Here is a 22,317-nt window from a genome sequence, read left to right as displayed (position 1 = left end):
TACTCTATGATAATTTTGTATTTCTCTTCCTTCATGATCGTGACAAGTAAACCATACAAATTTAATATACTAAATGCAGTGGAATAAAGAAAAACATTCAGCTTATCAAACTGATAACTTTTTATTTAATCAGCTTATACCCTATATAGGGAATAAACGAAAATTATTGGATTTAATTCATCTTGGTATGTCTAAAACTAAAGGTTCGCCAAAAAATGGATTGTTTATAGATTTATTTTCAGGCAGCGGCGTAGTCAGTCGCCTTGCAAAAAAAATAGGCTATCGCGTATTTTCCAATGATTGGGAACCTTATAGCCGAATCCTCAATATTGCTTCAATACAGATACAATCTTCTCCCAAATTCTTCAATGAACAATCCTATGAAGATATTTTGCTGTATCTAAATAATCTGCCACCGATACAGAATTGGGTAACCTCTCATTTATGTCCTGAAAATGATGACCAATATGATTTATCCAAAGACCGGCTTTTTTACATGCGAAAAAACGGTTTAAAAATTGATGCAATACGTGAAAAAATATTCGAATGGGAACAAAAAGATAAACTTAGCGAAATTCAATTTGCCTGCCTGCTTGCTCCACTACTTTATTGTGCGTGTTATCATGCAAATACAAGTGGCGTTTTCAAAGGCTTTCATAAGGGATGGGGCGGACAAACAAAAACCGCCCTTTATCGTATTGCGGGAGATTTAAAGCTACAACCTATACAATTTTTTAACAATCATCAGGAAAATTTAATTTTTCAAATGGATGCGCAACTTCTTGCTGAAAAATTACAAAATATGAATTTACCCGATTACTCAATTGCCTATTTAGATCCACCCTATAACCAGCATCCATACGGATCCAATTATCATGTCCTGAACAGTATTACCTTATGGGACAAGCCTAATATATCCAACAAAATTTCCTGCCGGGATAAATCTGCAATTCGTAAGGATTGGAGAAAAGACCGAAAAAGTGCTTATACCATTCGCAAACAGGCAAGTGATGCTTATAATACACTTCTTCAGACTCTGCCTACACAATGGATAATGACTAGCTATAGTACAGATGGTTTTATACCTTTGGAGGAAATGATACGCCAAAACTGTACAATTGGCCGTGTATCAATTTTTGCAAAAATTTATAAACGTTATCGTGTCAGCAGCCAGCGTTATTCTCATAAAGCCAATAACGTAGAATTTGTAATTTTAACCAAAAAAGGAAAAAAAACAAATCAATCCAGTGAAATTCTGACAGAAAAAATTTTTGAATTGGAAAAAAATATGCGTTTATCGAACAATAGAGATAAAAACAAAACCATTTATTGTTTTTGAAAAACAAATATTAAATATTATATAATAATCATTATCTAATAAATTTAACTAAACCGTTGATTATTCAATAAATTACATTCTGAATTAATTTTTAAAAATGAAAAACTATAAAAAATTATATAATTTATTTTAAGTCTTACTTCCTAGCATAGAAGTAAGACAATCTCTAAAGATTTTATCTCATTTTTTATAATCTTTATAATGGCACTTTAAAAAATTTGATGAGAGCTTTTTTACAAGCTAGTACAGCCGATTTTTCCGCTTTTGTTAAATTCTCCAAAAGTTGCTGACGATTGTCTGCCTCCTCAATTTTAACAATACTGACCAATTCATTTGCATTAATAGCTTCCCCTTTATTCCGTTCCTGAGGGAGCTGAGCCAAATGAAATTGAATTAGCTTACTGTTATCTAAATTGTGAAAGGCATTTTTAACTTCCAAATTTGCAATTTTTTCTTTTTCTTTTTTATCAAGTCGCAAAATATTTGGCGGATTAACTTCTTCAGGAATGATTAGCAAACCCAATTTGCGACATAAAATTCCGATTTTCTGACTTGAAGTCATCCATACTAGAGGAATTGCCAATAATAATCCCAGCAATACAGGTGTCATCCATAAAAATAAAGAAAAAGAAACTGCCCAGGCAGCTGCACCCATTAAAATACCAATAACTGTATGTGGCCAATAATCCCGAATAACATCTTTTAAAGGAATATAACCGACATCTCTACGTTGGGCATTCCATCCTGAATCATATCCCAACAATATTGACGCTACCGCCGCGGTTTGAATCAACATCGCAACAGGTGCAATCAATCCACCAACAAGCGTTTCAATAACAATGGAGAACAAAGCCTTGATTTCTCCACCGCATCCTTTTCTTAAAAAAGGATTGGCCAAAAGGGCAATCCACGCTAAAAATTTAGGGGCCAACAAAACAAGCATAGTTAAAATAAAAACATATTCAGCCTGAACTGGATCAACCTGGGGCCAATGAGGAAATAATACGCGATCCGTTGTACTGAAATATTCCGGTTTCATGAATAAAGCCTGTAGTGATACCAGAATACCCGCAAGCAAAAATAACAGCCACAATGGTGACATTACATACGCTCCAATACCTGTTATCATATGTATACGACTTATCCAGCTTAACTTTTTTGTTGGAATTATCATGGCATGCTGCAAATTCCCCTGACACCAACGACGATCACGGATAGCAATATCAGTCAAGGAAGGCGGACTTTCCTCATAGGAACCCTGTAATGCAGGAACCATATGAATGGCCCATCTCCCCCTTCTCATCAAAGCCGCCTCAACAAAATCATGACTCATGATCATGCCACCAAAAGGTTTTCTCACTGCCGGAAGATGGGGCAATCCAGCCTGCTCGGCAAAAGCCTTGATCCGTATGATTGCATTATGTCCCCAATAATTACTTTCTGACCCGTGCCACCATGCTAAACCATAAGCAATAGTAGGACCATAAACCCGTCCGGCAAATTGTTGCAACCGCGCAAACAACGTTGTGCCATTGACAATAACCGGTAAAGTTTGAATCAATCCAACTTCTGGGTTTTCCTCCATGGCTGCACAGATTCTTACTATCGTGTCCCCTTCCATCAGGCTATCCGCATCAAGAGTCAACATATGTTCATAGGCCCCACCAAAACGTCGAACCCATTCCCCCAAATTTCCAGCCTTACGATCGGTATTTTCAAAACGGCGTCGATAAAAAATCTTATTTAGACCCTTTGTTTCTTCAATCAGACGTAAATAAGTTGCCTCTTCCTCAACCCATACATCCGGATCGGTAGTGTCCGATAAAATGAAATAATCAAAGTGATCACCCTGACCAGTCGCTTGAAGACTGTTAAAGATTGCTTTCAAACCAGCCAAAACACGATGTGGATCCTCGTTGTAGGTAGGCATTAGCACTGCTGTCTTATTATGCAAATTAGGAATTTGTGCTTTGGGATCGATATTTAACGAAAGACCTCCCTTTTGTTTCAATTGCTCAAAAAATCCTCCAAGTGATGAAACAAAAGAAAAGGCAATCCATAAAAACAATACTGTAAAAATAATCAGAATAATAACGCCAAGGGAATTCATGCCTGTGCTGTTAAACACTAGATTCATTTCGTAAGAAGCGTACGCCGTTAATAAAAAAGATAATAAAAAAACAAACAATCTTCTAAAGAAAATTGTCTTTGGTTCAGTTTTCATTCTTTTAGATCGATTATGAATATTTGGCCTTGAAAATAAATTTTGCACAGGCATTTCAATAGGAGATTCTGGAGGAAGGGCAGCAAATTCAAATTTGTCAGCTGTTAAGTCCTGAAATTTGATTTCATTCAAATCATTTTGCAGATGACAATGATTATTGACCTTTAATTCAACCATAAGTATTTTTTTCTCCTATTTAAAATACCCGAAGCCTAACTTACAAATATAAATATTTCAATAGACTGGAAACAAATGCATCCAAGAAGTTGATTATAAAATCAATTTACTCATACATGGATAAATGATTTTTGAAAATAATAACCGTTTCTTATACCTACCTAAAAAAATCCCAAGCTTTTCATGCTTGGGTTATTAAACAATAAATTTCACAAATATGTTACGGTGTCCAACGATAGGTCCATTGTTCGGAAATTGGTTGATCCCCATCCATTAAAACACATTTCAATTCAGCCATTTTAGCTCCTTTAGGATCGAACTCAAAAGTCGTTCTCCATTTATGCAAATTTGTATCTGAATACATGCTTATATTGCTAATTTGACCCGTGGAAGAGGATACATTGACATGCAATTGTTTGTCCGATGAATAGCCGTTCAATGGACCATCAAAAAAATCTATACAAATAAATCTTACATCCGGTTTATCAACAACTGCCCCTATTCTGGTTGCAGCAATACGAGATAAGGATGTTGTCCATGGATTATCCCATCCCCAATATAAACGGTAAGTAAAGGAATATTCTTTTCCTTCTCTAAAAACTTCTTTGGGGCGCCAGAATGCCACAATATTATCATTGACTTCACTGGGGGAAGGTATTTCCACCAAATTGACACTACCCGCTTGCCATTCACCCACGGGCTCAACCCAAGCGGTTGGTCTTAATTCATAATGCAAAGACAGATCTTCATACTGGCTAAAGGCATGTTTACGTTGAATTAGGCCAAAACCCTTTAACGCGTTATCAACAAAAACAGAATATTGTAAATCAACGGGATTGGTTAAAGGTCTCCATATTTGTTGTCCTGTACCCGTCCATATAAGAAGACCCTCACTGTCATGGGCGGCAGGACGCCAATCATCAATATGATTACGATCATTGGCATCAAAATAAAACATGCCAGTCAGAGGGGCAATTCCGCCATTAGAAATTAATTTACGGGGATAGATATGGGTTTCAACATCGAATATTGTCATGTTACCTGGGCGAATTGTAAAGCAATACGCCCCGGTTAATGAAGGGCTGTCCAGCAATGCATATATAACCAACGATTCAATGCCGTTTTTAGGCTTGACAATCCAGAACGCCCGAAATAGAGGAAATTCCTCTCCTTGTGGATCCGCGGTTCCCTTAGCAAAACCACGCGCAGACAAACCATATTGTTGACCTTTGGCTATCGCCCTGAAATAGGATGCACCTAAAAATACTGCAAATTCTTCCATCGTTTCCGATTGATTGAGTTTGGTCATCAATTTCAGGCCAGAAAATCCTAAATCCTGATCAATTTTATGTTTAGGATCCGCATAGGAAAACATGTCAGAATGATATTGAACAGGCTTGGAAACCCCATCAATTACCTCGTAAATATCTATACGTGGTCGATATAAAAAACCTCTCGGAAAGAATTCAATAGCAAAATTTAAATTTTCATTATTCCATAAAGCTCTTTCATGGCGGAATTCAATTCCCCTAAATCCATCAAAATCTAGTTTGTCAATCACATCTGGCAAATGATCATCAGGTGCCTTATACGCACGTTGCGCCATTGATTTTGCCAATTGTCTTACCGTAGTTTGATCAAATGGTTTTCCCTGATCCACAGAATTATGTTCATCTGCTTTTGCAAGAGATACTGGGGAAATATTTGTTATTCCACCAACTATTCCAACCAAGGAGGCTCCTGCTGTAGTAAGCAAAAGATCCCGACGAAATACCACGACTTATTCCTTATTCTTCTGTTACAAATTATCTTTACACGTTTTAAATTTATAAACGAGTAAATACTAGTTAAAATCAACACTAATTACAATTAAAAACAATATAACCGTATAGATAGGTAAATATAAAAATATTTCGTCTGCACGACTTTTTTTTCTACAAAACATGATGCAGACTGATATGATTATATTGATTTTTCAGCCAAAAAATTATTTGAATTACATATAAATATTTGGTCTTACATAAATAGATTAATATTATTACCGAAATACTGTAACAAAAATACCGTTTTCAAATCAACAATTTTATTTTCTTTGATCCATTCAAAGGCCAACGTCAATTTCATTTCCAATATTTCAATATTTTCGCCTTCCTGTCGTAATCCACCACCCTTTTGATCTTGCTTATCCACGGAAGCGATAAAATAATATAATTTTTCTGTTGTGATTCCTGGCGAACTATACAAGGCAAATAAATGGTACAACTGATTTATATGCCAACCTGTCTCTTCTTTTGCCTCTCGATAAGCAGCTTGATAAGCCGCTTCCAATGGATTTTTTTTTAAGGGATCATAATCTGATGAATCTATATTGCCTGCACATACTTCTATAACCGGATTATTATCGTCACCTCTTGCAAGAACAGGTGCCCGCCATTGTGAAGTTAAAATAATGTTTCCATTATCATGACGAAATAATAAAACCGCAACACTGTCATTTACTCTTAATATTTCACGCTTGATAGACTTTTCATTACCATCCGAATATTTCTGAACAGCTTCTGCTCTATCAAGTTTAAAATGTCCTTTCCATAAATTTTCATAATGTTTAACAATCAGTTTGGACATTAGTCAAGCTTTCTAATCCACCATTTGACCGGTTTTTGTCCCAATTCATCAACAATATCATCATCTTCCATAATCTCAACAGTCTCAATTTCATTTGGTTTATTAAAACTGGATGTCACACTCTTGAATTGTTCTGAAAGTTGAATATTCAATTTTTCCAAATTCTCGACTTGTTTTTGCATCAATGTCATTTTCTCGACAAGTATTTCTACATGTTTAAGAATTGTTTTGAAACTATTTTCATCTTTTTCGTTTGTTATCGATAATTTTCGGTTATATTTTGACAGTTTATCATCAACTGAAAAATCTTGAAAATATGTTTTTCTAGAAAATTTTTCTGAATTCTGTTTTTTAACAATTACTCCTTGATCCCTGATAAACCGTCTTTTTGGAAAATTATCATTTCCTTTTTCTTTCACTGTCTTTTTATTTGTAGAATCCCCTATACTTTCCAACGCCCTTTTAACAGCATCTATATCAGTTATATTCGAAAATTTTTCTTCTTTATTATCAGTTCTCATTAAAAAAAATTCCCACTTTAAAAATCATGCTTATTATTAAGTATAAATATTTTTATTGGTTTATATTGGTTATTAAGTGATAAATTCTAGAGATAAATCTCTAGAAAAATTAATATTTTCGATTTTTTAAACAAATATTCAAGTTTATTTCGCTATTTACTATGAATTAATAAACTTAATTATTATTTTTTGACTTACACGTTTTTATTTAGTATTACCTAAAAAATTAATATATTTTGCAATATTTATAAAATACTTTTAATATAATTTTGTTTTATAATTAATAATACACAATTTTTTTTATTATTCTTTTAACCTCTTTGCCATCTTAAAGCTTTATATTATTTTTTTATACTTAATTCATAAATAGTTTTTTTTCAACTCTTTAAATCGTATAAATAAGGTGAAAAATGGAATTTCAAAGAAAATTTTTATTTATTAATATTTCTCTCGCCTTCGGGGCACTTTACTGTTTACTGGCAGTTATATTTTCTTCCCTCACCTCCCATTTACCAGATCAATATTTCATTAATGATGGCAGAAATATGAGTCGAATAGCGGATAATATATTATTCATTCACGGATTAGCCTTGATATCAGTTTCCATATTACAAAAATTATGGAAACTGAATTTACATTTTTTTCTAATCGGATGTATATTTATTCTAGGGTTAACTTTGTTTTGCTCAGGTGTCTTTTACATCAGTTTCACCGGTTTTCATCCATTTTTACCCATAGCACCAATCGGAGGTACTCTTCTTATTTTTGGTTGGCTATATTTAGCGATTTTAGCTCTATTTCTTAAATAAAATTATTATTATTGCCATTAATTTTTATCTAAAGAATTTTCTTTCATTTTAAATTCTTCTTGTCTCACAGTTGATAATTCATGAGATGCCAAATTATTAGTTATTTGATCAGCCTGTAATGCAACAGCTTTATACAAATAATTCTTGGCATCTGTATATTCTTTTAAAAATCGGGCACTTTTGCCAGCCCTTATATATAAATTGGCTGCCTGAATCCGATCACCTTTTGATTCATAAGCCATAGCCTGAATAACAAGCGCCCTAACCATTGCTCTATATTCAATTTGTTGACGACGGCTTGTCTCTACAAATCTTGACGTGGTAATAGCATCATCATATTTCCCATTTTTATAATTCAACAATGCATGCAATTCACCTTGATCCGCTTTCCAACTATCCTCTTTTCTTGCATTTTTATCTTTTAGAATTAATTGATCAAGCTTTTGAGAAGCTTTAACCAATAGGAAAATATTATTTTGATCGTTAGCAATCAATCCTATGAAAAAATAAGCCCGTTCCTGTATATCATCTTGCGATGTTTGTACCGCATTTTGTAAAAGTCTCAAAGCCTCGTCTTGACGATGCAACCGATATAAAATGGCTGCTTCAACTAAATCCAGTTGAGGACTATTTTTTTCGTCTCTAATATATAATTCGTTACGGACAGCTTGAACAGTTTCATAAGCCTTTTGTATATTATTCATATCCAACTGAACAACAGCTAAATTATAACCTGCATTCTCAATATCATTCTGATCATCACGGGTTAAAGCAAATTGATATGATTTTAGATAATTCATTTCAGCCTGTTTTAACCGATTATAAAATACTCCCTGTTTGGCAACGTCCATAGTTCGTTGCAAAGGCTCATCTCTAGGTGGATCATTTTGTGTAACGCCGCATGCTGCCAGAAATAGAAAACCTGTAAGAAAAAACGGACTCTTTCCTAAATTTCCTATCATGGTCTTACCTCTCTTGCATGTAGACGTTTTGTTTTATGAGGCGCTTTTCCATTTCCACCCAATATCCACATACTTTTCAGTTGTATAATCAATCGTTGTAGATCACCCATTGTTGATTGCAATTGAATCATCATATCCGGCAACTCTGCCGTTGCATCTTGAACATTTTTAGCTATCGGTTTCAAAGAAGGTGAAGCCTTGCTTAAATCTCTGGAAACTTTTTTGAAATTAACCATGACCTTATCAGAATTTTTAACAACATGATTAATATTATTTTCAATCGGTTTCAATTGTTCAATAACATTGTTGATTGTTTGAACCATATTTTCAGCTCTTCTGATTAATTCATCATTATTAACCAAACGACCGACTGTTCCACGCCCCTGTTGAATTCCCTCAACTGTCATTTCAAGTGAAGCCATCATATTTTTTGCACTATCCATAATTGGAACAATACGTTTATGGATTTGCAATACCATTTGTGAAATCTGGTCTGCAGGATTAGGCTCTGTCTTCGCCGACAAAACAGCATAACGCCAATTTAGCGGCGTACTATACCCTCTTGTTATAGAAACAAAAGCGGCACCTGCTACGGCAAATTTACGTTTGATGGTGACTGTACTATCTCGTCTGATAAAAGTTCTAATCTGGGGATCCAGCATTGCTATTGCTGTTAAACCACCATCAGAATTAACATTGATTTTTTGTATGGTCCCCGCATTAATACCGAATACCTCCACATCATCTCCAACCGATAGATTGTCAACACCTGTTTGTGGCAGGATAATATTCAGTTGTGCCGCAGGGGTAAGCCAGTCCCGTAATACACCAGCTTCAATAATTGCACCAATAAATGCCAATAAGCATAAAAGAACAAGACCACCTGTCCACTCATTAGCATATCTTAGCTGAAATAACTGTCGCGCTTTTGTGTATCGTTTGCTGTTAAACATTTTATTTTATAACCGTATCATTCATGCAATTAAGGATAAATATTCTTATTGATTTTCCAATGTTAACCCTTTTTCCTGCAACCGCGTCCAATGCGTCACCCGTTCCCTATAATAATTCCACAAAGAAAACTGTTGTGTAAAGCAAATAACACCGGCCCCTCTATTTTGTGCCGTATTCAACATTTCAAACAGTGGGAATAACAAATCTTCTGAAAATCCTTCAAAAGGGTGCTCCAATAAAATTAGATCAGGGTTTCCCAACAAGGCCCTCACACATGCAGCCCTATGTAAATCTACCGGCATCATATGGCGAGGCGTATCCATGGGAAGACCAGGCAAACCAAAAATTCTACATAGTGTCAAAGCCTGCTTGGTCAATTTATCGATAGCTAAAGAGGAATGATGCAACATTGGCATCAAGATATTGATTGCGACAGGATACATATCAACCCAACCACCCTGTTGAAATATACGACCTATTCTTCCCCTTAAGGCAGATAATCTTGGCTCATTCAAAGAAGACCATTCCATCCCCTCAAATTTGACACTTCCTTCATCTAACTTGACAATACCACTACATAAATCTGCTAAAGCAGTTGATAACTCCATACTGCCCGTTTCAACAATGATACATTCGCCTGCCCGCAATTTTAAATTGTATGGCACATAAGGCAACGCGCTTTCTTCAAATGAAGGTTTGGCGTTATCTATATTCAATAATATTTTATCCACCATCACTAAAATCCTATTGTAAATAAAATATTAACCACCATGATGAGCAAAATACCGCGCGTAAAACCTTTGGGCAATAACGTTGCAGGATCATCTGTAACTTTGACATTCATACCAGTGATACAAGAACCAACACCAATCAAAAAACCCATAACGATAAATTTTGAGGGTACCAGAATATAATCCCATCCCGTCATTGCGGCGAGGATATTACTGTAGAACATCCAAATGGAATCATGCATTGTCCCCATAAAATAAGTTACCAGATACCCCATGAATAACGAGATAATACCAAAAACCATTCCCAGAGTAAAACTGGCAATAGTAAAAGCCCAGGCTCTTGGCACTACAATGGTTATAAAAGCATCTATTCCCATAGACGTAAAAAATTTAAGCTGTCCACCCATTGCTAGTAAACTGCATTCCGTTACGGTCAGAATGCCATTTCTTCCTAATAAAATCATTCCCACCAGCACCGGGGCCAGTTCTCGAACCAGAACTGTAACCAAGATGGGTCCAGTCATTTTGGTTAATCCTGCTGCGCCAAGCCATAAAATCGCTTGAGAAACCACAGCCAAACCCGCAAGACTTGCCGTAAAGAAAGTGCTGAAAAATCCACCGCCAATGGCCAACCCTACCATTCTTTTGAATTCATACTTTACTGTCCTGCGCCATGTTAGAGGAGAGATGCTTTCAACCAGCACTCCCCATGAAACTGCCAGAACAGACAAAAGAAACCGAAAATAACTGCGCGTTGCTGAACCAATTACATTCAGAACAGGCTGCATGTACCAGAAAATAACAATTCCGATTTTTCTGAAAATCGAAAAGAAACCCGGTTCTACAGTTTTCAAACGTTGATATAATGTTTGCTCCTGTTCAGCTTCACGAATACGAATGGATTCCATATATCGATCGACATCATGAATACCATTATCATTCAAACTCGATAAAATCGTTTCGACCTGTTTATCCGATCTGGGAGCACTCTCCCTTTTGGTATACTGGTCATTATTATTTTGATAATCGTTCATCGTCTGCCAGCAAGAATAAATATATCAGCAACACCCATATCAGGAATAAAGAAATTTCCTCTTGATCTGAACAGGAAATCGTTTCTTAAAGCCGCATAGGCTTCTTGTGTCACTTGAATCGTTGCATCATCTTTGGCCATTTGTGCCATCAATGAAGACATTCCGACCACGGGCCCCCATAATGCAAAAGTTTTTGCGTCCTTGCCAAACCAGGACCCGATTGCTGGACCAACATCTATTCCAATCCCAAATGTTGAACTTGTATATTTATGGGGAATAATCTCCAGACAGGCCTCTCGCATATCTATTGCCGCTTGGGCCAATCTGATCGGGGCGGTGATGTCTGGCTCCTTTGAACATCCCGTCACAGCGATCAGATGACCTCCCATAATTCTTACGTAGAAAATACCATATTTCTGTGCGATTTGCTCCAATACAATGACTAAATTTTTGACAGGTTTGATTAATTCCACCGTATGCTGAATATCAGAAGACAAAAAACCACTAAATGAAATATCCATCATCGCAACAGCAGGATATATGGTTTGTTCGCCTTGTTTATCAAATTGACCAAAATCAATTTTATTTTTTGAAAACTGACCCGGATCTATCAGATAATCATGATTAATATCTTTTTCCGTATTTTCCAAATCATCTTTGACCGTTTTTTTCAAAAATTCTTTCTGAGAAGAAACTTTACCATTTTCATAGTGTAGTCTTTGGTGTTTGCCAATCTGGTCAAATTCAACTTGGGCCGCAACAAAACGCATTGTAACCAGCCCGGCAAAAATTTTTGTGATATGATTTATATTATAAAGATAAGGCGTATCCTCAACCAGAATTGCCCCTATTGTTCCATTTTTACCTAAAACAGGGGTAATCATCAGCGATCGAGTTGAAACAGAGCTCATAAACAGTCGATATAATGCAGCCGTTCTCTGATCATGTTCAGCATTGTCCACAACAACTGTTTCACCTGCATCAAGCAATTCAAAAAAATTGGGTAATTCCGAAATAGAATATTCATATCCACCAGCATGATTATCTTCTGTCCGATCATATATATCATTGCAAATCAAGGATTTATGATCAGTTGAAAAATGCCAAATACTGACTCGATGTGCAGAAACCAGCTTGCAAAGTTTTTCGGTAAGAATAAGCGCTTCATTTCTGGGATCAAAAACTTCCGGAGTTGAGGCTACCATCTCTATAGCGTCACTTTCCTGTTCAACCACATTTTGAATGTGCTGGAAACGCAGACCAAGTTTATCCATACGATGTCCCTGATAAATCAGTAATCCCGCCATTGATGCGGCCAATGCAACAACCAACAAGGAAAAAAGCAGATTCTGCTTTGCACCTGAAGCTACAAAACCAGAAAAATCTTTTTCTGGTATAACAATCATGATAACCCATTTCTGTATTGAATCAGGCAATCTGGAAGTTACGCAAATATAATTGCCAGCGACTTGTTTCTGTTTATCAATAATATTTTTTGAATTTTTTTTCTGATCCTGTCCCTGACCAAGATCAGGTTTTTTTTCCATTTTAAAGGAATGAATACCAGAACCTTGGATCTGAAATTGATCATATGCCCTAGCTATCACGGGATTTACCGCAGGATTGATTTTTGAATCTTGGGGATTCCATTCATTTCCAACAAAATAGGTCAATAGATTGGGAGAGGCAATAATATGACCAGTATTGTCAATGATTATGATCCGCGCATTATTGCTCAGTTTTATGGAAGCCAAAAATTTCGTCAATTCTTGCAAGGAGATATTCATTGCAAAAACATTTTTTTTCCCATCTTTATCCACAAAAGGTATAGATGCCGTCACCGCCAAACCTTTTTTTGTTGGCATCAAAACAGGTGATGACCAAGTCAATTTATTATTTTCAACAGCTGTATGATACCAGGCACGTAAACGAGGATCATAGGCGTTGGCTGGCATATAACGTGTTTTAATAACCTTTTTACTGTCAAAAATGTGATATTCCTCTAAAAAACGTCCACCTTTTTGATCTGGCTCCAATGTTATAACCCTTACTTGGTCAGGATGATCAGGAACACGTTCAACCATATTGAAACGACCGTCACTATCAGCCAAGTAAAAAGATTCAGCCTGTTTCGTACGATGTAAACTGCTCATCGCATAACTATAAAACATTCCCCATTTATATTCGGATGGAATATGACTTAACATATCAACGGCCAATCCCCCACCCTTGGTGGCTGGATTGAGATAAGACAATATTTCTTCGGAAATCCTGGATTGTTCGGTCCGCAAAATCACATGTGATAATTTTGAAATCCCAGCTTTTGTCGTGTGATAAGAATGAAGGGTCACCCCAACCACAACAAAAGAGACCAAAATAACCCCAAGCACGGGAATACCAATTCGCAGAAAAAAACGCCACAAACGATTTACTGGATTTTTGGTTGGATCAACAATTTCACCAGCAGGCACCTATCATCCCCTTGATTTAAACCATTCAAACTTTTTTATTATTTTAAATAATTAAGTTAGCAAAATCCATATTCTATATGAAAAAATAACTAACATAAAATAAATTATAATAGACTGATATTATGAATCATCATAATTATAGCTGTTACTATATATTAGTTTGCATAAATTACCAAATTTGCTTATTAAAACAGTTAAAAAACTTATGAAGCTTAGCATTGTCATGATAGCAAAAGTATTTTAACATAAAAATAGATTTGCAAAATCAATATATTTCTCAACAATTTATTATCATAACATTGAGTTTTCTATGGCTTTATATTCAGTATTGTTTGTCTGTTTGGGTAATATTTGTCGTTCCCCCATGGCTGAAGCCGCTTTCAGTCTAGAAGTCAAAAAAAGAAAATTGCCAGTTTCTGTTGATTCTGCTGGATTAGGAGCGTGGCATATTGATCAACCCCCAGATCCGCGTACCATATATGAGGTCATGAAACATGGAATAGACATTCGCCATTATCTTGGAAGGCAAATTCAGCTACAGGATTTTCATGATTTTACACATATAATTGGCATGGATCATAAAAATATCGTTCAATTAAAAAAATTGGCACCATATGATACAGATAGTAAAATAAAATTATTGCTTGATTATATTCCCAATCATCAGAATGAAGAAATTTCAGATCCCTATTACAAAAATCAAGATGCTTTTTCACGAACATGGTCTCAAATAAACGAGGCTTGTCATAATCTGGCAAATTATTTTGAACAGCAAATATCATGAATATTTACCCTCCCTCTGCCCTCATTTCCATTGCGGAAAAATATCTTAATGACAAGATAGAACAAGCACAACCCTTAACCCAGGGTAATGTTTCCGAAACATTCCATATCATAACAAAAAACAAGAAAAATTATGTGATCAAAAATGGTGCATCTCCTCAAAGTGAGGGAAAAATGCTTAAATTTCTTGCAAGTAATGGCATTGATGTTCCAAAAGTCATTCTTGCCAATTCAGAAATTTTAATTTTGGAAAGAATTAAGGAAACAAATTCTTTTTCCTTGGAAACATGGTCCAATCTTGGAAAAATGTTAACCAAACTTCATAACATCCATAACTCCAATTATGGCTGGGAGGACAATTATGCTTTTGGAACAATCAATGTTATCAATACACCCTCATCTAGTTGGGTAAAATTTTGGGGTGAATGGCGTTTGGCATGTTACCTGTCCCATTTACCCATAACAACTGCCAAAAAAATAGAATATCTTGTTATCAAACTTGATGACTTTTTGCCTGATCGTCCTATAGCCAGCCTCCTTCATGGAGATTTGTGGACCGGTAATATCCTTGCCCATTACAATCAACCCTATTTAATTGACCCAGCCTGTTATTATGGCCATAATGAAGTTGATATTGCCATGTTAAACCTTTTTGGTAATCCTTATGACATTTTTTATCAATCTTATAATCTACTTGAGAAAGGATGGCAAAAACGTTTGGCAATTTATCAAATATTCCCTTTGATTATTCATTACATTCTTTTTGGAAATTATTATTTACGAATGCTGAACAAGATTCTTGATGATCTAAAAATATAAATTCAGATGTTTTTATCTTTTATTCCATCATATGCACAAAAAATCCGTAAGGTGTAAATGGTAAAATCATCAGCCTGATTAAACCGATATTTTATACGTAACATTTAATTTATATTGAATTAATTCATTAATAATCTATTTACTAACATAAAATAAATTTAAATACGAAACTATGAATAAATTGAAACAAGATAACCTAAACACTATAGACTTATCCTGGTGGATTATAGTCATACTTGGCCTGTTGACTGCGATTGGTCCCCTTGCAACAGATATGTATCTTCCCGCCTTTCCTCAGATCAGTCAAGATTTGGCAGGTTATGGCAATGGTGCAGCCCAGATCACCTTAACGGTATGGTTTATCGGCTTAGCCATTGGTCAATTTACATCTGGTCCGATATCTGACCGATACGGACGTCGGGCTCCTCTATTTTTAGGCATGTTACTTTTCACTTTAGGTTCGGCAGGTTGTGCAATCTTTTCAAATTTTTATCTTTTTTGCTTATGCCGCCTTCTTTCATCGCTAGGAGGTTCAACCGCCATGGTTGTTCCTCGAGCTATGGTAAGGGATATTGCCACCGGAAAGAAAGGCATTAAAATAATGGCGCAACTGGCATTGGTTGGTGCGATTGTTCCTATTGCAGCACCAACACTTGGTGGTCTCATTGTTGCCAAATTTCCCTGGCGCGTCCTATTCTGGATAATGACAATCTACGGCTTTTTGGGCACTGTTTCAGTAATAATAATGCTTCCTGACACTTTACCCATTAGATACCGCATTCAATCCTCTATCCGATCAATTTTATGGCGATATATTCGCATTGTTCAGGAACCTGTCTTTAGTTCAAACACTTTGATAACCAGTTTTGGACTTTTCATGATATTTGCCTATTTGAGCGGTACACCTGACATATTGAGTAATGTTATGCATTTTTCTAAATTACAGCTAGCACTTTGGTTTGGTATCAATTCCGCTGTAATTGCCGGTTGTAATCAGCTTAATGGTATTCTAATCAACAAATTTAAACCAAGCTTTTTGACAAACTGTGCGGTAAATGTAGCATTTATCGTTTCAATCCTGTTTATTATTCTTTGCTTTTTACCACTACCTCATAATTGGCCAGGCATCATATTGGTTTGTTCTCCAATTGTAATAATCATGGGATGCCTAGGATTTATTTTTCCTAATTGTACCATATTTGCCTTTACCCTACATGGAAGAAAAATAGGAAGTGCGTCCGCATTATTGGGAACCATTCAATTCATTCTTGGTGCATTAAGCAGCTGGATCATGGGTCTTTTGCCACAAGATAACATGCTCTACGTAGCAATTGGTGTTTTTATAGGAGTATTGGGATTCTTTCTTTGTAATTTATGGCGTCAATATGCGACATGCAAAATTATTTCAAAAATGCAAGAAAGAGTAAGCAAAGGAAATAATAATTTTGATCGACTTATCAAAGATTTGAAATAAAAATACCCATTTAAAATGGGTATTTAAAAGTATTCAGATTAAATCCTAAGTTAATTGCAACGCTTTATCAGAAAAATCATGCAATTTATTATAAGTTCCTGCATCTTTTTGAAGTTCCTGTTCTTCAGCAGGGAATATTTCATGCAATTTCTTGGCCCATTTTCCCTGGACTTGCTCAGGAAAACATTTTTTAATCAGGTTCACCATAATTGAAACTGATACAGAGGCACCAGGAGAGGCACCCAATAAAGCGGCAAGGGATTTATCACTGGATGTTATAACCTCGGTACCCATTTGCAGGATTGGTTTACCATATGGATCTCTTTTGATAATTTGAACACGCTGTCCAGCAACCTGAAGTTTCCAATCTGATTTTTTTGCCTGGGGATAGAAACGGAGTAAAGCATTAATACGGTCGTCCATCGTTTGTGTACTCTGGCGAATAAGATATCGAATAAAGTCGATATTATGTATCGCCACAGATAATAAAGGTTCAATATTTTCCAAACGAACCGATGAAAGGAAATCAAAATATGAACCCTTTTTTAGAAATTTAGTTGTAAATCCGGCAAATGGACCAAATAGGATTGATTTATTACCATCAATGACACGTGTATCCAAATGCGGTGCCACAACAGTAGGCAATCCTTCCATGGATAGGCTGTAAACCTTGGCATGGTGCTGTTCTACAATCGCGGGATTATCACATCGTAACCATTGACCGCTTACTGGAAATCCACCCAGTCCACGTCCTTCAGGTATGCCGGATTTCTGTAACAATAATAGTGCTGCGCCACCTGCACCTATAAAAACGAATTTTGATAAAACAATATTTTCGTAACCACTTATCCGATTTTTATATTTTATTTCCCAAACACCATTAACCCGTTTTATATCAACAACCTGCTCATCATATTGAATGGAAACGTCATCATATTTTTCAAGTTGTGCCAATAACTTACGTGTCAAGGCACCATAATTGACATCTGTACCGCCCTTCACACGTGTCAATGCAATTTTTTCACTTGCATTTCGACCATTACCAACCAGCGGCGCCCATTCCTTAACTTTTTGATGATCTTCAGTGAATTCCATTTTTGCAAATCCTGCAAATTCACGAATTTTATCATATCGATGCTTTAAAAATGCAACATTATCAGCCCCATAAACAAAACTGCAATGAGGTACTGGATTTATAAAATCCCGAACCGTTGTAAATTTTCCTTGCTCGACCAAATAGCTCCAAAACAAGCGTGAAGTCTCAAATCTGGAATTCGTGACAATTGCGCGGGTTAAATTTATTTCCTCCCCCTTAATAAAGGGAGTGTAATTCAATTCGCACAAACCAGCATGACCTGTTCCCGCATTATTCCATGCCGCTGAACTTTCATCGCCACCTTCGGAACATCTTTCTAAAATGGTAATTTTATAATCAGGATTAAATTCTTTTAATAATGTGCCCAACGTAGAGCTTACAATGCCAGCACCAACAAGGACAGCATCTTTGACTTCATGCATAGATATATTTTTCATTTGATCAACATATTTTAATAACTGAAAATTATTCACTATTTTTATTTATACGCCACGTTATCTAAATAACCTATTAATTTATGATAATATTTTCGAGAACTGATCAGATCAAATAATGCAGAAATTATTTCAAATTAAATTTGAATTATTATTGTTACAATATTAACAATTATTATAAATAATCATTAAATTTATTCATAAATAAAAAGTATTATAAAGTATTGATGCAATTATTTTGAAACTGATCAATGCTGTTTTTTTGTTTGAAAAGCAATTTTAAACACTATATTTTAATTTTATTTATTATTTAATCGCCAATGAATATACGGACTTTGCAATGTCAAATAATAATCAGATTTTACCAAAAGAACCGATCCTTGATCTTGGCCCTGTAAAGTTTTCACAAAATATCAAACTTGCCGTGTTGGATATTCTGGAAGGATTTATGAAATGGAGGTTAAATTGTAAATTGGGTTGGACAGATATTAAATTACGCTATCGGGGATCAATTCTGGGACCTTTTTGGATCACCATTATAATGGGAAGCAAAATTGCGACTATTGGTTTTCTTTATGCATATCTTTTACACATTAATATTCATGAATATCTTCCCTATGTTTCCCTTTCCGTGGTTTTATGGACTTTTATAAGCACTTTAACAATTGATAGCTGCACAATATTTACCAATTCTGAGAAATTGATTTTATCCACACGTCTACCCTACAGCGTATATGCATGGCGAAGTATCATCAGTAATTTCCTAATCCTTATCCATAACCTGTTAGTCATTGTAATTGTCTTCTGCATTCTAAAGGTCGTGCCCTATACCCTATATCTTTTAATTCCCTCTGGTATATTATGGACACTGGATAGTTTGGCTATTTGTTTATTGATCGGTATTCTTGGCACCAGATTCAAAGATGTTCCACCTATTATAGCCAGTATAATGCAAGCTTTGTTTTTTATAACTCCCATTATCTGGAAGATTAATTTCATTCATTTCAACAAAAACTATATGCTTATGGATCCACTTTACCCTCTGTTTGAAATTGTGCGCGCACCCATTCTTGGAGAATATGTGTCTTCATCTATCTGGTTTGCTGCAATTGTTTACAGCCTGATATTATGGGTAACCGCAATTTTCATTTTCAGTAAAACACGTTTTCGCATTCCCTACTGGATTTAGATATCATGCCCAGTATTACCGTAAAAAATCTTTATATATCTTTTCCTTTATATCATGAAAATATGCGTAATTTACGAAAAATCACCAATATTTTCCTTTCCGGACGTCTTAGCGAAGACAAACATAGAAAAATTTATGTTCAAAGCTTACGCGATATAAGCTTTAGCATTAAGGGTGGAGAAAGAGTAGGTTTGATCGGTACAAATGGTGCCGGAAAAACAACTCTTTTACGCACGATGTCAGGAATTTATGAACCGGTAAGCGGTCATCTTCGTATTGAAGGTCATATTAGCTCATTATTAGATCCATCAGTTGGAATGAATCCTGAATTAACAGGAAGAGAAAATATACGATTAAGATGTTATATCGATGGTGTTCCCCGTAAGCAGATGAATGAAATCGAAGAAAAGGTCATTGAATTCTCTGAATTAGGATCCTACATTGACTTACCGGTAAAAACCTACAGTTCTGGCATGAATTTGCGATTGGGTTTTGGTCTCATCACTGCAATTGATCCACAAATCCTATTAATGGACGAATGGTTCATGACAGGTGATGAAGGATTTATGCTCAAAGCCACGCACAGATTGGAAAATATCGTAAAAAAATCACAAATTTTAATTATTTCAACTCATTCGCCGCAAATTCTTATAAAATGGTGCAATCGGATCATATGGTTGGAACAGGGATTTTTGAAAATGGATGGAACCCCACAGGAAGTTTTACCGGTCTATCTTAACAAGCCTGTGGACGAACTTTTTAGGTAAATATCTAAACAAGAAAACCTTTTCATGAAACAATCATGAAAAGGTTTTATACTAAATTATTTGATGATTTTATTTTTTTTCACGTGGTGGTCTTGAATTCGCCTTGGCAACTTTCTTGCCCCAAACAACAAGATCAGGAGAACAATCTTGAGGATCAATAGCAACCTCGATTAAAACCGGACCTTGTTTATGATTAAGCGCTGTTTTCATCGCATCAGCCAATTCTGCGCCATTTTTAGCTTTCAAACCAAGTCCATGACCATCTTCGGCATTAAACGTGTTGATGATATTCGCGTAATCCCAATTTTTAACACGATTGTAAGGACCGTCATGAATTTTGACCTCAATCGTATAACCCTGGTTATTGATCAAGATAATAATGACATTCAAATTATGACGAATCATTTGAGCAACTTCTTGAGCTGTCAATTGAAATGAACCATCACCGACCATCACAATGTTTCGACGTTCAGGAGCACTGACTGCATAACCAAAAATTGCCGGAACAGACCAACCAATATGTCCCCATTGCATTTCTGATTCAACACGAGCTCCATTAGGAAGCCTGTAATGCATACCATGGAACCATGAATCCCCTGTTTCAAGGAAAATCGTTGTATTATTGTCAATAATTCCTTGAATTTGACGGGTTAGTTCAACTGTTGTTAAAGGTGCATTACCTTCTGCAACAACAGCAGCTTTTTCAGCATGATGCTTAGCCTTGAAAGATTCCAACGCAGTTGAATTCTTTTTGATAAGAGGTGTGATGTGTTTTAGAATGTTTTTTAGTTTGAAACCGCTGAATTCTGTTTTTGCTGCACGTAAATGATGTGGAGAAAATAGAATATCCTTATCCTCATCGTATAAATGGGAAGTCCATCCAACCGTTGAATAGTCGTTGAATACAGCGCCAACATAAATACGACAATCGGAATTCTTGACATATTCCTCGACACCAGGTGAACTGATTTCACCCCAGAAAGTTCCAATATAATGAGGATCTTCCTCAGGGAAGAAACTTTTCGCATGCGCCATAGTGGCCACAGGACATCCTAAATGTTTGGCCAATGCAATCACTTCTTTTTCTGCAGCTGCAGCGCGTGTTTTATTGCCAACTACAATAACAGGATTTTTGGCATTGTTGATTTTTTCCAGACAAGCTTTTGCTGCAGCCTCCAATGAATCAACATCACTACTTTTTTCATAGGTCAGACTGGTGATTGGTCCCGGTCTTGCACAAGGCAAATTAACAATATTACAAGATAATTCGATATATACAGGTTTCTGATGATATAAAGCCTGACGAATGGCATGGTCAATCAAGGCTGGCGCTGTATCGGCATGTGTTATTGAGACAGCCGCAACCGTGATATATTTGGCCATTTCAAGCTGATATGAATAGTCATAATGACCCGTTGTATGGTGTAAAATGTGTCCGCTGCCATAATCATTGTTATTAGGTGCACCAGAAATCAAGATTAAAGGCAAATTCTCAGCTGCAGCACCACCAACAGCGTTAAATGCACTAAATGCACCAACACTAAAAGTTACAACGGCAGCTCCCAGTCCACGTGAACGAGCATACCCTTCGGCTGCAAATCCACAATTAAGCTCATTGCTGCAATAAACCTGTTTTAATTCTGAAACTTTTTCCAGTTCATCTAATAGTATAAGGTTATAATCACCCGCTACTGCAAAAACATGGTTTAACCCAAGTTGGGCAAGCCGTGTGGCAAGATATTGACCAACAGTGTATACCAATGAATTTCTCCTGATAATGATTTAACTATTTATTTGCAAAAATTATATCCAATACTTTTGCTATCAATTTTTTTAATATATGCCTCAAGAAAGAAAAAAGAACTCGACTGAAGCACTATCAAATAATTGTTACCAATTTATCATACT

The 22,317-nt window shown here is 35.8% G+C and carries 18 protein-coding genes; 7 read left to right on the top strand and 11 right to left on the bottom strand.

Annotated features, from left to right (window positions below; translation table 11 throughout):
* The first annotated feature begins 73 nt into the window (after positions 1 to 73).
* Positions 74 to 1,339, top strand: a complete 1,266-nt coding sequence (locus H3R28_RS04805) for a DNA adenine methylase (protein WP_155569111.1) — start codon at positions 74 to 76, stop codon at positions 1,337 to 1,339.
* Between the two features lie 196 nt (positions 1,340 to 1,535).
* On the opposite strand, the gene mdoH is transcribed toward H3R28_RS04805, so the two are convergent.
* The 4 genes from mdoH to H3R28_RS04785 form a co-directional block, all read right to left on the bottom strand.
* Positions 1,536 to 3,740 (bottom strand): glucans biosynthesis glucosyltransferase MdoH, encoded by a 2,205-nt coding sequence (gene mdoH / locus H3R28_RS04800; protein ID WP_155566650.1) that lies wholly within the window; start codon positions 3,738 to 3,740, stop codon positions 1,536 to 1,538.
* A gap of 220 nt (positions 3,741 to 3,960) precedes the next feature.
* Entirely contained in the window at positions 3,961 to 5,517 is a 1,557-nt protein-coding gene (locus H3R28_RS04795; protein ID WP_198209861.1) for a glucan biosynthesis protein G, read from the bottom strand.
* 239 nt (positions 5,518 to 5,756) lie between these two features.
* Positions 5,757 to 6,365 carry an NUDIX domain-containing protein gene (locus tag H3R28_RS04790; protein ID WP_155566649.1) on the bottom strand — a complete coding sequence of 203 codons (609 nt, stop codon included), beginning with the start codon at positions 6,363 to 6,365 and terminating at the stop codon, positions 5,757 to 5,759.
* Positions 6,365 to 6,886: a hypothetical protein gene (locus H3R28_RS04785; protein WP_155566648.1), complete on the bottom strand. Its 522-nt coding sequence runs from the start codon at positions 6,884 to 6,886 to the stop codon at positions 6,365 to 6,367. The genes H3R28_RS04790 and H3R28_RS04785 overlap by 1 nt, the downstream gene beginning before the upstream one ends.
* A 410-nt stretch (positions 6,887 to 7,296) precedes the next feature.
* Here H3R28_RS04785 and H3R28_RS04780 point away from each other — a divergent pair, with 410 nt between their 5' ends.
* A complete protein-coding gene (locus H3R28_RS04780) occupies positions 7,297 to 7,695 on the top strand; it encodes a DUF423 domain-containing protein (protein ID WP_198209859.1) in 399 nt (132 codons plus the stop codon).
* Between the two features lie 17 nt (positions 7,696 to 7,712).
* Here the strand turns inward: H3R28_RS04780 and H3R28_RS04775 are convergent, their stop codons facing one another.
* Genes H3R28_RS04775 through H3R28_RS04755 form a run of 5 tightly spaced genes read right to left on the bottom strand, consistent with a single transcriptional unit; the run spans position 7,713 to position 13,847 of the window.
* Positions 7,713 to 8,657, bottom strand: coding sequence for a hypothetical protein (locus tag H3R28_RS04775; protein WP_198209858.1), 945 nt, complete (start codon positions 8,655 to 8,657; stop codon positions 7,713 to 7,715).
* On the bottom strand, positions 8,654 to 9,610 hold the full coding sequence (locus H3R28_RS04770) for an MlaD family protein (protein WP_110438851.1): 957 nt from the start codon (positions 9,608 to 9,610) through the stop codon (positions 8,654 to 8,656). Before H3R28_RS04770 ends, H3R28_RS04775 begins: the two co-directional genes overlap by 4 nt.
* A gap of 45 nt (positions 9,611 to 9,655) precedes the next feature.
* Positions 9,656 to 10,345, bottom strand: coding sequence for an ABC transporter ATP-binding protein (locus tag H3R28_RS04765; RefSeq protein WP_198209856.1), 690 nt, complete (start codon positions 10,343 to 10,345; stop codon positions 9,656 to 9,658).
* Positions 10,346 to 10,347: 2 nt separating this feature from the next.
* Complete coding sequence (locus H3R28_RS04760; RefSeq protein ID WP_155569106.1) at positions 10,348 to 11,376, bottom strand: ABC transporter permease; 1,029 nt, start codon at positions 11,374 to 11,376, stop codon at positions 10,348 to 10,350.
* Positions 11,373 to 13,847, bottom strand: coding sequence for an adenylate/guanylate cyclase domain-containing protein (locus H3R28_RS04755; protein WP_155569105.1), 2,475 nt, complete (start codon positions 13,845 to 13,847; stop codon positions 11,373 to 11,375). The genes H3R28_RS04760 and H3R28_RS04755 overlap by 4 nt, the downstream gene beginning before the upstream one ends.
* Positions 13,848 to 14,157: 310 nt before the next feature.
* Between H3R28_RS04755 and H3R28_RS04750 the strand changes: the two genes are divergently transcribed.
* The 3 genes from H3R28_RS04750 to H3R28_RS04740 all read left to right on the top strand — a co-directional run bounded on the left by H3R28_RS04750 (position 14,158) and on the right by H3R28_RS04740 (position 16,923).
* Positions 14,158 to 14,631, top strand: a complete 474-nt coding sequence (locus H3R28_RS04750; RefSeq protein ID WP_198209854.1) for a low molecular weight protein-tyrosine-phosphatase — start codon at positions 14,158 to 14,160, stop codon at positions 14,629 to 14,631.
* The gene (locus tag H3R28_RS04745) at positions 14,628 to 15,449 is read left to right on the top strand and encodes a fructosamine kinase family protein (RefSeq protein WP_198209853.1); all 822 of its coding nucleotides are present in this window, start codon (positions 14,628 to 14,630) and stop codon (positions 15,447 to 15,449) included. Before H3R28_RS04750 ends, H3R28_RS04745 begins: the two co-directional genes overlap by 4 nt.
* Positions 15,450 to 15,621: 172 nt before the next feature.
* Positions 15,622 to 16,923: a multidrug effflux MFS transporter gene (locus H3R28_RS04740; RefSeq protein ID WP_198209851.1), complete on the top strand. Its 1,302-nt coding sequence runs from the start codon at positions 15,622 to 15,624 to the stop codon at positions 16,921 to 16,923.
* A 45-nt stretch (positions 16,924 to 16,968) separates the two neighbouring features.
* On the opposite strand, the gene mqo is transcribed toward H3R28_RS04740, so the two are convergent.
* Positions 16,969 to 18,456: a malate dehydrogenase (quinone) gene (gene mqo / locus H3R28_RS04735; protein WP_198193307.1), complete on the bottom strand. Its 1,488-nt coding sequence runs from the start codon at positions 18,454 to 18,456 to the stop codon at positions 16,969 to 16,971.
* 337 nt (positions 18,457 to 18,793) lie between these two features.
* Here mqo and H3R28_RS04730 point away from each other — a divergent pair, with 337 nt between their 5' ends.
* Together H3R28_RS04730 and H3R28_RS04725 are read left to right on the top strand one after the other, a co-directional pair.
* Positions 18,794 to 19,642: an ABC transporter permease gene (locus H3R28_RS04730; protein WP_198209849.1), complete on the top strand. Its 849-nt coding sequence runs from the start codon at positions 18,794 to 18,796 to the stop codon at positions 19,640 to 19,642.
* Between the two features lie 5 nt (positions 19,643 to 19,647).
* Positions 19,648 to 20,409 (top strand): ABC transporter ATP-binding protein, encoded by a 762-nt coding sequence (locus H3R28_RS04725; RefSeq protein WP_198209847.1) that lies wholly within the window; start codon positions 19,648 to 19,650, stop codon positions 20,407 to 20,409.
* A gap of 69 nt (positions 20,410 to 20,478) precedes the next feature.
* On the opposite strand, the gene H3R28_RS04720 is transcribed toward H3R28_RS04725, so the two are convergent.
* Positions 20,479 to 22,170, bottom strand: coding sequence for an alpha-keto acid decarboxylase family protein (locus H3R28_RS04720; protein WP_198209845.1), 1,692 nt, complete (start codon positions 22,168 to 22,170; stop codon positions 20,479 to 20,481).
* Positions 22,171 to 22,317: the final 147 nt, after the last annotated feature.

The organism is Commensalibacter sp. M0268 (assembly GCF_016101925.1).
Lineage (GTDB): Bacteria > Pseudomonadota > Alphaproteobacteria > Acetobacterales > Acetobacteraceae > Commensalibacter > Commensalibacter melissae.
The sequence above is the reverse complement of the archived record's forward strand: the minus strand, read 5'-3'. Positions and strand labels throughout refer to the sequence as shown.

What these genes read in the sequence shown, in the direction of transcription:
- H3R28_RS04790 (WP_155566649.1), bottom strand. Translation starts at nt 6,365, where the DNA reads ATGTCCAAACTGATTGTTAAACATTATGAAAATTTATGGAAAGGACAT.
- mdoH (WP_155566650.1), bottom strand. Translation starts at nt 3,740, where the DNA reads ATGGTTGAATTAAAGGTCAATAATCATTGTCATCTGCAAAATGATTTG.
- H3R28_RS04740 (WP_198209851.1), top strand. Translation starts at nt 15,622, where the DNA reads ATGAATAAATTGAAACAAGATAACCTAAACACTATAGACTTATCCTGG.
- H3R28_RS04770 (WP_110438851.1), bottom strand. Translation starts at nt 9,610, where the DNA reads ATGTTTAACAGCAAACGATACACAAAAGCGCGACAGTTATTTCAGCTA.
- H3R28_RS04745 (WP_198209853.1), top strand. Translation starts at nt 14,628, where the DNA reads ATGAATATTTACCCTCCCTCTGCCCTCATTTCCATTGCGGAAAAATAT.
- H3R28_RS04775 (WP_198209858.1), bottom strand. Translation starts at nt 8,657, where the DNA reads ATGATAGGAAATTTAGGAAAGAGTCCGTTTTTTCTTACAGGTTTTCTA.
- H3R28_RS04725 (WP_198209847.1), top strand. Translation starts at nt 19,648, where the DNA reads ATGCCCAGTATTACCGTAAAAAATCTTTATATATCTTTTCCTTTATAT.
- H3R28_RS04730 (WP_198209849.1), top strand. Translation starts at nt 18,794, where the DNA reads ATGTCAAATAATAATCAGATTTTACCAAAAGAACCGATCCTTGATCTT.
- H3R28_RS04785 (WP_155566648.1), bottom strand. Translation starts at nt 6,886, where the DNA reads ATGAGAACTGATAATAAAGAAGAAAAATTTTCGAATATAACTGATATA.
- H3R28_RS04750 (WP_198209854.1), top strand. Translation starts at nt 14,158, where the DNA reads ATGGCTTTATATTCAGTATTGTTTGTCTGTTTGGGTAATATTTGTCGT.
- H3R28_RS04760 (WP_155569106.1), bottom strand. Translation starts at nt 11,376, where the DNA reads ATGAACGATTATCAAAATAATAATGACCAGTATACCAAAAGGGAGAGT.
- H3R28_RS04805 (WP_155569111.1), top strand. Translation starts at nt 74, where the DNA reads ATGCAGTGGAATAAAGAAAAACATTCAGCTTATCAAACTGATAACTTT.
- H3R28_RS04780 (WP_198209859.1), top strand. Translation starts at nt 7,297, where the DNA reads ATGGAATTTCAAAGAAAATTTTTATTTATTAATATTTCTCTCGCCTTC.
- mqo (WP_198193307.1), bottom strand. Translation starts at nt 18,456, where the DNA reads ATGAAAAATATATCTATGCATGAAGTCAAAGATGCTGTCCTTGTTGGT.
- H3R28_RS04765 (WP_198209856.1), bottom strand. Translation starts at nt 10,345, where the DNA reads ATGGTGGATAAAATATTATTGAATATAGATAACGCCAAACCTTCATTT.